The following is a 13,212-nucleotide window of genomic DNA, read 5'->3' as shown; positions in this document are numbered from 1 at the left end:
CCTCAACACACAAGAAATCTGACAGGCTCATCGATCCACACGATCCCGAAGACGAACAAGACTAAGCAGGTCACTTAACAACCTTCATGGCGATGCTGGAGCCTTTCCCTCCTGCAGCCTGAGCCTCCTTAGATCCCACACCCAATGACTGAAGCGCGGCGCCAGCCCGCACGCCTACCCACCCGAGTGCGGCCACCCAGAATGTCGGCAAGATGACGAACATCGTCGCCATGACGAAGTTCAGCAACATGTCGCCGAAGGCATTGTTCAGGCCGATCAAGGGATCGAAGTTTGAGTGCGGCCGGTTCGCACCAAATCCCCAGCCGTAGAGCGCATCGAGGATCGTGCTGTCCAGCCAGCGCGCAAGTTGGAACCAGAAGTCCACGAAGAACAGCGCGAACTCGGCGCAGCTCACAGCGACCACGGCCTTCAGCTCATAGGTGCCGAACAGCAGCACCAGTGGGATGCAGATGACGAGTGCCATCTTGAGCAGCGACAGCACCATCGGCAGTGCCTGGCGCACCGCGTCCATAGCTGGGAAGAAACCAGGCGACCCGGCGGCCAGGCCGAGATCGCCAGTGCCGCGCGCCACAATGTTGGGCAGCGTCTTCTCGATCTGACCGCCGTAGTCGGAATAAACGGCCCCCTGGTTCATCTTCTGATGCCGGGGCGAGACGACGGCGCGGACCACCGAGTCGTTGACCTCATTCTGCGAGAGGAACCCCGCCCATCGCCCGATACGAGAGAGCAGATCGGGATCGACCTGGGCCAGCAGGCGTGCGCGCAGCCCACTGCTGCCATCGGACCACCATTGCCGGCAGGTCGGGTAGCCGCCGCCACTGTCCACCTGGGCCAGCCCCGCATCGCGGGCCGCGTCATAAGGCCAAGCCGTGCGCGGTGTGCTCGAATGGTAGGTGTCGTAGAAGCCGGCGGTGTTGAGGAAGTAGCCCGAACCGATCCAGGTGACGTCGTTCATCTGTTCGTCGGAGAGCGTCGGCCGGCTCATGAACAGCTTGGCGCGCGAAGGGCCATAGCAGTCACGCACGAAATCGCCAACTTCCTGGGCCAGCACCGGGTTATCGATGCGCGTGGCGTCAACATCCATGCGCATCTGCCGCAGGTCAGTTCCACAAGGAATCGCCGCCACCGCGGCGCCCGTGACGGCCTTCGAGATGGCGTGCATGAAGAACCACCACACCGGCACCAGTGCGCTCTGGTTGTTGAGCGTCGTATAGGAGCTGGACCAACCCGTATCGGCCGGCTGGGGGACATTGACTTGGCACTGCCGGGAACGGCTCGTGTCGAATTTGATCGTGCTGAGATCAACCGGAATGAAGGGGATGCCGGCGAACAGGATCACTACGATCGCAACCCACACGCGGTTCTCGATGCGCATCGAGGACAACACGCCCTTGTTGCCCTCGTCCGCGCCTTCTGTCCTCGCGCGCAGCCACTCGTGGATCACGATGGCAACGAACGGCAGCGCGAACAGGCCGCTTTCCACGAGGATGTTCCAGATGCCGTTGTTGACCACCCACCCCACCAGGGTCAGGTAATACTCCAGGTAGTCGGTCGTGTAGAGGGTCATGAGGTCATCCCAGCTTCAGGCATGGCGCAGCAGTTGGCTGCCTTCGAGCAGCACGATGGTGATCACGGCCGCGATCTCGACTCGCAGCAGGCGTTGATGCGCTTCGCCCGATGGCTCGCGCTGCCGCAGGCGCCCGCGCATCCACCACCAGCCATAAGCCGTCGCTGCGTAGAGAAGCAGCCGCCAGACGAGGAAATGGGTCGCGTGAGCACGCAGCCAGTGCTCCCAGCCGTCGATGCTGCCGATGACGTGGATGCCGGCCACACTCACAACCACGACGATGCCGGCTGCCACCAGTATCCACAGCAGCACAATGCCCACGCGGCGGCTGAGCAGCCAGGCCGGCCGCAGCCAGGTCCGGGCAGTCACGGCGTGCTCCGCGGCTTCTGCACTTCCTTGAGCCGATCGCGCGTGGTGTCGCCCTCGAAGATGCCGCGCGATCCGCCGGCGCGGGTGTCGTGGCGCTGCACGATCGCCAAGGCGGAGTTCCCGGCCAGTGTGCGCCGCAACTCCAGCTCGATCTTGAGGTTGTTGATCTCCTGCTCCAGCGTGCCGTTCTCCCGGTCGACCTCCTTCACGGCCAAATCATTGGCTGCGACGTTCGGCTCCTTCTTGCCGGTCAGCAGCGTGCGCTGCAGCAGCAAGGCCTTCTCCAGCACACTTGACAGCGCCACCTCGGAAGCCAGCCGCTTGCCCAGCAAATCCTGGTCGGGCTCGTCTCGCAGGGCTTCGATCACGCCGCGGGTGATCGGCAGCGAATTGCTGCCGGCCGCCTCGAGGTTCGCTACTGTCGTCGGCTTCACACCCGTCACCAGCTCCTGCAGTGCCTGCAGTTTGGCTTCGTACTCTTCCTGAATCACCGGCGTGAGGCCGACGCCCGGCGTGGTCTGCGTCTTGGTGCAGTTGTCGCAGGTGCGCTGCTCGCGCTCGCCCAACACACGGGTGGCGAAGTTGATAGCAGCCTGTGGCGAGGACCACGTGAGGCACGTCAGCCTACTGCCGCAGGACGCAGGCGGAATCGATGACGTCTCCGTGACGTCGCGCCCGTTGAGCAAATTGTAGCCCGCACGCGTTACGTCGCTCACCACCTTGATTGGATTCTGGCTAGAGCCGCCCGCATTGCGGCCGCCTACCCATGGCACGCCGTTGTTGCCCTTGTTCGATTCGGCCCGCGCGATAGCCGACACGGCATCGGTACTACTCACCGCATTGCGCAGCGCCATACCCTCGGCGAGTTGGTCCCAGCCCGCCTGGCCGCCGGCCAAATCCGCCATCCGGTCTGCGATGGCCCGGCAGGTCATCTTGGAGCGGTCGAAGTCCAGGCGCGCCTGCAGCACGCCGTTGGCTAGCAGGTTGTAGAGCGCCGGATCCGCGCGCTGGATGATCAGCGCCGGCAGCGACGCCACGGCGCTGGTGGCGTTCTGGATCACTGAGGACATGATGGACTGGAAGCCGTTAGTGGCACCGTTCAGCTGGTTCTGCAGCGTCGTCGTTAGACTCATGTCCCCGCAGATAAGGTTGCTGTTCCAGCCGACACCGACGCCGATGCTTTTCATGTTCCCAGCCCCGCTCATGGACACGGCCCGGCCACCGCCCACACTGTAGAGCACGTCATCGCCAATGACGCTGCCGCTCGCGCTTGCGCCATTGCGGTCGATATGGGTCTGCGCCCACGTGACGCCTGCTGCCGCCGTGACGGCGCAAGCGAGCGCGATAATCAACGCGTAGGGCCTAGCACGCCCTGTCATACAGGAATAGAACACCTTCATCGGGAAACCTCATGTTAAATCAACGCTACCAAGGAAGACCTGTCCCCGACGCTGGCAACAGGCATAGGGCCGCCACAGCGCCCAGGCGTAGTTGCCCTGCTTGGCCTGCACACGCGGGCTGCTGTGCGGAAAAACGGCACAGGAGTTCGAGAGCGTCGGGCTCAGCTCTTGCCACTTTCCGGTGGAAGCGTTGCCTTCCATCAGTGCACCAGCCGGCCAGTAACCATCCCGGGTATTCGCCAGCAGCGGTTGATAGACGTGGGGCTGGGCGCGCCGTGTAACGACGTCGCCCGCGCGCTGCGCGACCACGGCAGCGCTCTTGTAGTCATCGGTCTGATGCAAGAATCCGCCGCGCGGATAGACATTGCCCCACAGATCCCCCGTCACGCGGCTACCGATCTCTCGCATACCAGAGGTCAGCGCCTCCGGATACACCATCTCGGGCAGGTTGTAGCGCCAGGCCGCCGTGTCGAGCGTGCTCAGAAAGTACGGCATGAAAGCCGTACCCGCGCCCTGACAGGTGTAACCAAAGGCCCTGGCGAACTCGCTGAATACCGAACCCGCAGGGTGCCCAATCACGTCGGTGTTCTTGAACTTCGCCACGTTGTAATCATTGCCATGGTTCACGGTGCCGTCGCCACCGGCTTGGGCGGTGTCATTCGGCATGCTCATCGCACGCACTTCCATCCATGGGTTCTCGCCAGTATTCGAATAGCTCGATACCACCGCATCCGGCACGTAATGACGTACTTTCAACGACGTACGCACACTGCACCCCGACCATGAGCAATACAGCCAGTAGCAGATGCCGACGACGCGGTATTCCAGACAGCCGGGCGACGCAGAAGAGGCCACGATGGTGGCCGTGGTCAAAGCGAATGCCGACGCGGCACCGCTCAGGAGCGCTAAAGCCATAGCCAGCCGAAACCGGCGAGAGAGTGGCAAGAGCAGGCGATTCATGGCTGTTCCCTCCGATGGTTTTCAATGCGCGCCACGGCGCGCGCAACGTCCGGCTCGCCATAGACCACATAGCGGCCGTCGACCACTACGGCAGGCACCTTGGTGATGCCCAAGGCCAGAGCATCGGCGAACCCTTGGTAGGCCTGGCCTATCCGGCGCTGAAGTTTGCCCTCGCGTAGGCGCTTGCGCACGAGGTCGGCGGCGAGGATCGCATCTGCGGGCAGGCCCGCAGACAGCTCGGCCTCGATCCGCGAGGGAAGGTCCAGTTCGATGATTCGCTCACCGCCCATGGCTCGTACTGGATGGCGGCTGTCGGTGATGACAAGCACGTCGGCGGCGAAGGCGGGCGTGCAGAATGTGATCAGCATCGTTGGCAATACAGCAGCGAAGCTTGGGGCCGGCCACCCCGGCAAGAACTTGAGTAGAAGGGCTGACATGCACGGGATCCTTGGAAGCTGATCAGAGCCATAGTCAAGCGCTGAAGGCGGCATCGCCTCGACAAACAAGACGCACTGCGCGCGTTCCGTTTGTTGGCTCAGCAAGAAACGCGTTGCATTGGCGACAAGAAAAGCGGGAGCCGAAGCTCCCGCAGGGTGGAATATGCGCGTCCGGAACGTCGCCGTGACCGGGTTACAGCAGCCCCGATTCGGCGAACGAGTACGGTGTGCCCTTGCCGATGATGACGTGCTCCAGCAGACGAACATCCACCAGCGCCAAGGCGACGCTGAGTTGGTCCGTGAGCACTCGATCGGCCATCGACGGCTCGGTTATCCCGGACGGATGTTGATGCGCAAGGATGAGCGCCGAGGCGTTGAGGGCCAAGGCGCGCTGAACAACGACTCGTGGATACACCGCGACCTCGCTACGCGAGCCCTTGAACAGCGGCTCGTAGGCGAGTACCCGGTCCTGAGCGTCGAGGAACACCGCTGCAAACACCTCGTTGGGCTCCGCAACCAGTTTGAGGCGCAGGAAGTCGCACACGGCCGCGAGACCGTTCAGCACCGGACCAGACTTGAAGACACGCTTTTCCAGCACGGTGATGGCCTGCTGGATGATCCAATCCTCGTGCTGCGCGGCAAGCAGAGCGAGCGACTGCGGGGTGGAATCAGACACGAAAGACATTGCAAACCTCCAATGGTTAAAGTCGGAGGCGCATGCCCCGGGAGGGCAAAACCCTCCAATGGATGACGGCATGAGGCATCGGACAAACAGGCATCCACCACCGCGGTGGCGATGGCTGTTCGCGCCAGGGATGCGATGCGAACGGGGTTTCGATCAACGCGGTCGCGCCGCGCCGTAGCCTTGAAGATCGAGGCTACCTGGGCATGTCGCCGACGATTGCGGCGGGCATATCTGTAGTACTGTACGGATCGGCAGCGGTGTGGCCGCCAGCGGCGAGCAAATCGAGCGCCGAAAGCAAGGCATCGCCCTCGACTGGCCCGTGCAGCAGCAGCGTCTTACCCGTCTCGCGGTCCAGTAGAAGCAGGGCCGGCGTGGCCGTGACACCGTTTTTGGCCGCCTCCTCGGCTTGGGCGCGAATGACTGCATTGGGCCGCTCGGACGCCAAGCACTGCTGCGTGGCAGGCGACAGGTCGGGATAGCGCAGTTCCTCCGGCAGGCCCTGGCCATTACCGCGGGTATGGGTATAGACCCATTCGACCGCCTGCCAAAACGCAGCATCGCCGCCGGCAGCACCGACGCATTCGACGAGGCGGGCTTCGGCGGATGCGGCCGGCTCGTGCATCGCGAGCGGCAGATGGTGCCATTGCAAGGCTACGTCTGGGTGTTCATCGATCCAGCGCTTGAGAACTGGGAAGTAGGCTCGGCAGAACTGGCATTCCAGGTCGGCATACTCGATCACCGTGAAGCGCGCGTCAGAACGGCCGCGGCGCCAAGGCAGTCCGGGTACTGTCGTGCCCCCAGTCTTCGCCTCGGCATGGGGCTCAACCTGAACAGTAGCAGGCGCCATGGCCTGCGGACGCAGTACCAGCCAGGCGCCTCCGCCTATCAGCGAGGCGGCCACCAGCAGTACGGCAAGAAGGGGCCGGGATTGGGTAGCGCCGGAACGTTTCATCATGCGCTCCTTACGGCGTCAATCCATCGAGCGTAAGCGATGCGATGCCGCGGGCGCAGTCGATCCTCTGAGCGATCTTCAATGCAGCATCCAGTTCGCCAATGCCGTACTGCTGCATCAACTGGAAGCGCTCGGCTTTCTCCTCCGGTTCCGTCTGAGCCAGGGCCAAGTAGAGGCTGGGTGGGACAGCACGAAACAACACTTCCATCGATTTGGAGAGGATCACGCCCTCACTATACTTGCCCGTCTCCTTGCGTGCCGACGCCATCAGCGCCTTCTGTGCCGGGCTCAGCTCGCGGAAGCGTGCGATTTTCTCTACCTCATCCGGCGGCATCGACAGGCAAATCCACCACTCAATCATGTTGAGCATTGGTTCGGCCGCCTTGGGCAAATCATCAAGGTTCTGAGTCGCAAGCCAGTACCAGGCGCCGAGCTTGCGCCACATCTTGGTGATCTTGACGACGTAGGGCGCAAGCAGCGGGTTCTTGGTGATAATGTGCCCCTCATCGGTCACGTTGATGATCGGCCGCCCGAGAAACTGGTCGCGCTCGGCGATGTTGTTCACCGTGTTGATGAGGCTGATGTAAGCGATGGAGAGCTGAGCGTTGTAGCCCTCGCGCGCGAAGGTCGCCAGATCTACGACGGTGATGTCGGCTTCGGGCCAAGGCGTACCGGGCCGATCGAACATTTCGCCATCCGCGCCCTGGCAGAACATGTCCATTGCGTCGGCCATTTCCGCCAGTCGGGCGCAACGGATCTCCGGCAGTGTCGAATCGTGAGCGCGCCCGCGCAGTGCGTCGCGCACATCGCGCGTGAGTACCATTCGCTTATCGGCCACACAACGCTGAGCCGCGTCGAGGATGCACTGACGAATGAGGCTGCGGTCTGCTCGCGTCATCCGCGTCTCTTCCTTGTCTTCGCCGCCGGTGATCATCAGCCGCGCCGTGATCTCCAGCTCGCCGAGCACATCGCGCTGCTCGTCAGCGTCTGCGACCCGCGTTGTCTCGGTGCGGTCCTCATCCAGGTCATCGGCATCCAGCGTTTGCACTTCACCAGGCGTATCTACCAGGCGCCAGGCGTCGGCGAAAGGGGCCAAGCTCACGCCAGCGCCGGGAGCGAGCTTGACACGGTGGACCGACAGGCCCAGGCGCGAGGCAAAGTCGCCGAAAAGACCGAAGCTATTGCCCGCCTCGACGATAAAAAGGCGCGGCCGGTAGATCGCCGTGATCTGATTCAGAATGTTGTTGAGCGTGGCGCTCTTGCCCGAGCCGGTGGGACCGAAAAGAAACAGATGCGCGTTCATCTGCCTGTCCAGCCGGTTAAGCGGATCGAAGGTGATCGGCCCGCCGCCACGGTTGAAAAAGGTGATGCCCGGATGCCCCGTGCCCTGGCTGCGGCCCCACACCGGCGCCAAGTTCGCGGCGTGCTGCGCGAACATGAGCTGGGTGTACCACTGCCGCTTGTCCAGGGCCGGGTCGAAGACGCAGGGCAACCAGCGCAGGTAGCTGTTGAGCGGCGCCACCTCGTCTTCCTCGCGCACCAACTGTAGACCAGCGTTGAGCATGACGTTGACCAGTTGCAGGCCGCGGGCGTCAAGCTGCTGCAGGTCGCGCCCCCGCAGGTAGAAGACCAGCGCGCCGCGGTAGAGCTTGTGCGCGCTGCCAATCATGCTGCGCGCCTGCTGCACGTCCTGGCGAGTCTGCTCCGAAGCTAGTGTCTCGCCCACCGATTTCTTGCTCAGGTGGTTCAGGTGCGCCTCTAGCACGTCCTGAGGCGTAGCGACCAGGGTAAGACACATCACCGTATCTTCCGGCATCTGGTCGAATAGCGCATTGACTGCATCGCTTCCCTTGCGAGTCTCACCGGTTATGTGTCCCGTCGCCGGAGGCATGCGCAGGCGGTCCATCACAATGACCCGATGCGGCATCCCGTCGAAGAGCCAGACGCCGTTGGCCAGGTCCGAGCACGGCTGCCCGAAGAACAAGCGCTGGGCAAAGTCGCCGCTAGCCAGTTCGATCTCGCCTGTTTCCCCCTCCTCGGGGTAGCGGGTCAGCGCGTAGAAGCGCTCGCAATCTTCAGCACTCGGCCCCAGCAGCGTCGGATGCGGGTTGAACCAGCGCAGCAGCCAGTCATGGATGTCGGCCGCATGCATGCGGCGGGCCTTCACGCCCGCATTGGCGAGCCCGCCCACGAGTCGATCACAGATCGTGCAGAGAGACTGCTCGGGCGACTGGCCGCGTCGGGAAACCGCTGTCGCGGGTGCGCGCCGGTAGACTACCATGCGCACACGCCGGACCTGGCCGCGCCACGGCAAGCGTGTGACCATGGTGTCTTCAAAGAGCCCGCCTGGCTTGGCGATCGCGCGCAGGTGGTGCGCGAAGAAGCGCAGATAGAACTCGCTGAAGGCGATGCCCTGAGCACGTGGCCGGACGTAGTCTGCCAGCGTGCGCAGATAGCCGTCCCAATTCGCCTCGTCCTGAGCATAGAGCTGGACCACCCAGGGATACTCTTCCAGTTCATCGAAGGAATCCTGCAGCGCGTTCTCCAGCGCGTCGCGCGCCTGCCACAGCCAGGCCAATTCGCGCCCTTCAGTGCCGACAGGGGCCAACTCGAAGAAGGCCGCGACCGAATCGCCGTCCTCCAGCAGCATGCTCATCGATTCGGGAAGATATTCGACCCAGGGCAGCAGATCGGCGAAGGACGGGGCCACATCATAGAGCGCCTGGGCGTGCGCCTCGGTGGCCGGGTTGCGGCGGCCGGCGGCCAACGCGCTGCCGGGCTCGGTAATGCCATGCGCGGCCAGTAACGACACATGCCGGGTCCAGGCCTCGTCAGCCGGTTCACTGGCACCGGTTGCCCTTTCGGCCCGGCGCGTCCTAAAGAATGAGCGGATCATTAGTAATCCTCCAAACGTTCGCCCGGCATCGCGTACTGCACCCGCTGGTAAAGCGGAAACACCGTGGTGTAGCCGGGCACCGGCACTGGATCGCTTCCGGACAGATGCGGGAAGACGTACATCACGAGGTCCGGGTTGGGCAGTCGGTGGAACTGGCGGTAGATCTCGTTGGCGGCGGTGCGGGTGTAGGCTGCATTGGCCGCGGGCATGCTCTTTACATCGGGCTCAGTCAGCGGCCGGCGCAAGCCATGACGCACATCGATCAGTTGTCTCGCGGGCTGACCACCGCCCGCACTGCCGCCAGTCTCCTGTTGCCAGACATCGAGCATTGTGTGATCGCCTTGTGGTAGTAGCTTGTCCTTGCTGGTGGCACACCCTCCCAGCACCAGGGCTGCAATCAGCATCGCGGCGGCTTCAGTCCAGATCTGACGCATGAGCTTCTCCGATGCGGTGATTGACCCGCCGCCCCTTGACGTCGTAGTCGATGTTAAGGGGCTGCTCCAGATGGACAGCGACTTTGGCCCCGGGCTGCACGTAGATTGCGGCAAAGGCCTGCCCGTAAAGCTTGTTGACCCAGTCGGCCATGTCGCGCACACCCCCGGCGAGAATGCGGCCCATGGCCTCGTTGCCTGAAATGCCGACCGTACCAAGCGAGCCGTTGCTGTTGGAGACCACGGCTACACTGCCGGTGTCCGACTTGATGAGCGAGGCCGCGCCTGCTCCGGCCGCGGTAATCAACGCCTGCGAACCGAGGTACTGTTGCGCGTTACTGCGACGCTCGCCGGAGACGCAGGGGACGCCGTGGGGATCGCTGATCCAGCCCAAGCTACCCCGCACCGCGCTGCCGTCCATGCCGGTGCTGCTAGCCTGGTCACCGGCGGCACCCTGGCTGCGCGAACTCTTCTGCGGCACGTTTTGGATAGTTCCGTCTTCGAAAACGAACGTCACGCTGCGGACCTGGCCGCGCACGCATGAAAGTGTCCAGTCGCCCGAGGCGGTGCCGCTCACCACTGCACCGGCTACGTCGGGAATATCGATGCCGTTGGCGGTAAGGTTGTCCGGACCGATCAGCACCTTGAAAGGATACGGGTCGTTGACCGTACCGTCGATCGGCACACGTCCGATCAACGCTGTCATGGCAATCGACCCAATGAGCGTCGAGTTGGACGGCACCGTGTAGATCGGCTTGGCGTAGGTCCCTGCGGCGCTGCTGACAGCCTCAGCGGCGGCGCTCGCAGTGTTTTCAGCCATATCCGTCAGAGTTCTCTGCGCGGGTCCGAAGCTAGTGGCCAGATTCGGGCCGCTACGTACATCGCCACTCTTGACGGGCGTTGCGTCATCTGGTTCCACCCAGTGCAGGCCGCCGCTCTTGCGCGCACCGCCCCTGTGCTTGCCATCGCCCTCCTCCAGGCCCAGCCCGATGGGCAGGTCGGGCTGCCCGCCCTCGCCGGAAAGCCCGTCGAGGCGCCGCTGCAAGTCTTGTAACCGGTCCTGCGTCTGCTGACGATCGTTTGCGATCTGATCACGCTCCTGTTGCACGCGGCCGCGCTCTCCCTCCAATGCGGTCTGGATGCTTTGGTCAATCGCACTCTCACGGACACGCATGCGCTCGTTCTCGGCCTTCTGGTCCTTGTTGTCGTTGAGCGCTGCCTGTAGTTCGTTGCGCAGTTGCTTGACCTGGGCGACCAGCGTGGCAACGGTATCGCGCGGCGTATCGCCCTCGATACCCAAGGCTTTCATCTCTTCAGGCGAGAGCGGATTGGCACGATCGGGCCTCGCGGGCTCGGCACCATGATCATTTGAGAAGAGCCTGATGCCAGCGAAGACCATCAACAGCACCATCGGGATCAGCAACCACTTGAGGAGGGGATTACTTTTCATTATGGGGATCTCCTCCTTCGGCCTGGCCGGCCGCGGCCGCCACCGGCATGCTAGCGGTGGCGTCGAAGGTTGCCACCTTTGGCAGCAGCGACTCGGCCAGGCCATGGCCACGGGTAACAAGATAGACCACGGTGGTGTCGGTCGAAGCGCCAGCCGGCCCCAAGGTCGCATGCTGGAAGGTTGCCGCGACGAAATCGCCTTGCAGTGCGCGCGGGTCGAGTACCAAGCGCCGTGCGGACGTGTTAGTGAGCTTCACTGCCGTCACCCACTGGTCATCGAGCCGCCACGCGGCCAGCGCCTGCGCGCGCAACGGGAGCACAGGTAGCAATGTGTGTAGAGCCAGATGGCGGCGTAGATTCACGCGGCGGACGCCGGCCACCGGCTCCACCGTGCGCAGCGGTGCATAGAGGTTTTGTGCCGCATAGCGTGTCAGCACCGCAGGCACCGGGCTCGCGCGCCGCGTCGCCGCGCCTGCCGTCTCGCGCGGCTGGTGCTCGCTTGTGACGGTACCGGCCAGAGCGTTCGCCGGCGATGATGCCGCATCGCCCACGATGATGCGCACAGGCTCGAGCGCAGGCTGGCCTGCCTTGGCTGTCTCGGCAGCGATGTCGAGCAGGATCAGCGCCCCGGACTCCACGTCTTGCAGTTGCAGCCGCGAGGGCGGAATCGGCTCGCTCGCGCGCAGATAGATCGCGCCGCCGGCGCTCTGCACGCGCAGGTGCGATGCGATGTTCTCCGGCAGGCCGACGCGCACGTTACGATCGATGAAGATCACGCGCTCCTGACCGACCACTAGCGCCACAGCCAGGGGCAAACGTTGCCAGCGCAGGAGCTCCACAGCGTGGCTGATGGAGACTTGCGCCATGCCGAGCAGAAGGCCAGCCAAGGCCGAAAGGATACGCCGCTTCATGGCGCTTCTCCTTGCAGATGGTTGACAGCGGCAGGTTGGGGGCCGGATACAGTTGCCGGCGCCGATTCAATGCGCTGCGGCGCCCTCGCATAGCAGTCCAGCGCCAGGCCGAAGGGGTTATGCTCTGGGTCCACATCCGAGCGAACGACCTTCAAGGCATAGCGCACCAGTGCGCGCTTGACCTGTTCGGAGCCGAGGTACTCGTCGGCACTTACCTCGAGCGTGACGATCCAATCCGCTGCTGACACGACTTGCACACGCGACGTGGGATCATCGCCGTAGCCTCGGCCGGGGATCTCATAGATGCCGCGCACCCGTTGGCGCAGTTCGCCGTTGTTTCGCCGCAATTCGTAGTCCTGTTGCAGGAAGGACTGGCACCCAGGCGTGAAGTAAGCGGACAGCGCCTTGAGATTGCGCGGGTAGTCCTCCTCGCCATTGGCCGGCCAGCGCTGGGTCTGCTGCCAGATGTAGAAGGTAAAGGCGTAGACGTTTTCCGGAGGCACGTCCCACCACTTTCGGGTGCTACCCGAACGCAGATCAGGGGGCACGTGGATGGTCAGGGTCTTCGGCGCGCTCCACCAGCCGAACCCCAGCACCAGGGCCAGGGCGAACAGCGCTGCCACGGCTAGGCGCAAGGTCTTGACATGCGCCTCGAGGTGCATGACCTCGTTCTTGAACCGGCTCATGCGGCGCCCCGACGAATGGATGTGGAAGGCCACTCGCGCCGTGTGGTCCACCAGCCAGAGTAAGCGATGATCTGCCGTCCGCCTACTTGAGCAGCCAGCGAGGGGTAGCGCAGCGCGAGCCGCCACTGGAGCTGGCGGTATAGCCAGGTGTCAGGCCGACCGCGCTTCTTTCGGCGCAGGAAGCCGCCACCCCCGAACACGCCGATCCCGATGCCAACGACGACCAGGGTCGGCACCATGGCAATACTCTGGGTCAGCCAGGCCGCCGCCAAGCCTGTCAGGAAGCCGGCCACACCGGACAAGCCGGCGCAGGCCCACAGCTCGTCGGCAGTCAATCCGCGTATCACCACCGGATGGCGGTTCAAGCGATGCGGCAGGAAGACGACGAGCCCATCATTGAGACCATCCTGCGCAGCCAGCCTCGGGTTCTGGGGGTAGCCGGTCATCG

13 protein-coding genes are annotated in these 13,212 nt (G+C 63.8%); all 13 read right to left on the bottom strand.

Annotation, left to right across the window (positions count from 1 at the left end):
- Positions 1–70: 70 nt before the first annotated feature.
- Positions 71–1,588 carry a conjugal transfer protein TraG N-terminal domain-containing protein gene (locus CF68_RS06005; protein WP_035816722.1) on the bottom strand — a complete coding sequence of 506 codons (1,518 nt, stop codon included), beginning with the start codon at positions 1,586–1,588 and terminating at the stop codon, positions 71–73.
- A gap of 15 nt (positions 1,589–1,603) precedes the next feature.
- On the bottom strand, positions 1,604–1,957 hold the full coding sequence (locus CF68_RS06000; RefSeq protein ID WP_035816721.1) for a hypothetical protein: 354 nt from the start codon (positions 1,955–1,957) through the stop codon (positions 1,604–1,606).
- Entirely contained in the window at positions 1,954–3,336 is a 1,383-nt protein-coding gene (locus CF68_RS05995) for an integrating conjugative element protein (protein ID WP_051591423.1), read from the bottom strand. The genes CF68_RS06000 and CF68_RS05995 overlap by 4 nt, the downstream gene beginning before the upstream one ends.
- A 30-nt stretch (positions 3,337–3,366) precedes the next feature.
- Complete coding sequence (locus tag CF68_RS05990; protein ID WP_035816718.1) at positions 3,367–4,317, bottom strand: TIGR03756 family integrating conjugative element protein; 951 nt, start codon at positions 4,315–4,317, stop codon at positions 3,367–3,369.
- Positions 4,314–4,754: a TIGR03757 family integrating conjugative element protein gene (locus CF68_RS05985; protein WP_035816740.1), complete on the bottom strand. Its 441-nt coding sequence runs from the start codon at positions 4,752–4,754 to the stop codon at positions 4,314–4,316. Before CF68_RS05985 ends, CF68_RS05990 begins: the two co-directional genes overlap by 4 nt.
- Before the next feature lie 193 nt (positions 4,755–4,947).
- Entirely contained in the window at positions 4,948–5,439 is a 492-nt protein-coding gene (locus tag CF68_RS05980) for a JAB domain-containing protein (RefSeq protein ID WP_035816717.1), read from the bottom strand.
- A 193-nt stretch (positions 5,440–5,632) separates the two neighbouring features.
- A complete protein-coding gene (locus tag CF68_RS05975) occupies positions 5,633–6,391 on the bottom strand; it encodes a thioredoxin domain-containing protein (RefSeq protein WP_035816739.1) in 759 nt (252 codons plus the stop codon).
- A 10-nt stretch (positions 6,392–6,401) separates the two neighbouring features.
- Complete coding sequence (locus CF68_RS05970; protein WP_035816716.1) at positions 6,402–9,287, bottom strand: conjugative transfer ATPase; 2,886 nt, start codon at positions 9,285–9,287, stop codon at positions 6,402–6,404.
- Positions 9,287–9,721, bottom strand: a complete 435-nt coding sequence (locus tag CF68_RS05965) for a TIGR03751 family conjugal transfer lipoprotein (protein WP_035816715.1) — start codon at positions 9,719–9,721, stop codon at positions 9,287–9,289. Before CF68_RS05965 ends, CF68_RS05970 begins: the two co-directional genes overlap by 1 nt.
- Positions 9,702–11,168 carry a TIGR03752 family integrating conjugative element protein gene (locus tag CF68_RS05960; RefSeq protein WP_035816713.1) on the bottom strand — a complete coding sequence of 489 codons (1,467 nt, stop codon included), beginning with the start codon at positions 11,166–11,168 and terminating at the stop codon, positions 9,702–9,704. Before CF68_RS05960 ends, CF68_RS05965 begins: the two co-directional genes overlap by 20 nt.
- Positions 11,158–12,078, bottom strand: coding sequence for a TIGR03749 family integrating conjugative element protein (locus tag CF68_RS05955; protein WP_035816711.1), 921 nt, complete (start codon positions 12,076–12,078; stop codon positions 11,158–11,160). The genes CF68_RS05960 and CF68_RS05955 overlap by 11 nt, the downstream gene beginning before the upstream one ends.
- Entirely contained in the window at positions 12,075–12,764 is a 690-nt protein-coding gene (locus tag CF68_RS05950; protein WP_035816710.1) for a PFL_4703 family integrating conjugative element protein, read from the bottom strand. The genes CF68_RS05955 and CF68_RS05950 overlap by 4 nt, the downstream gene beginning before the upstream one ends.
- The gene (locus CF68_RS05945; RefSeq protein ID WP_051591420.1) at positions 12,761–13,210 is read right to left on the bottom strand and encodes a TIGR03750 family conjugal transfer protein; all 450 of its coding nucleotides are present in this window, start codon (positions 13,208–13,210) and stop codon (positions 12,761–12,763) included. Before CF68_RS05945 ends, CF68_RS05950 begins: the two co-directional genes overlap by 4 nt.
- Between the last annotated feature and the right edge of the window lie 2 nt (positions 13,211–13,212).

This window comes from Cupriavidus sp. SK-4, from assembly GCF_000611125.1.
GTDB classification, from domain to species: Bacteria; Pseudomonadota; Gammaproteobacteria; order Burkholderiales; family Burkholderiaceae; genus Cupriavidus; species Cupriavidus necator.
Note: the sequence above shows the minus strand (reverse complement) of the source record. Positions and strands in the feature narration are given on the sequence as shown.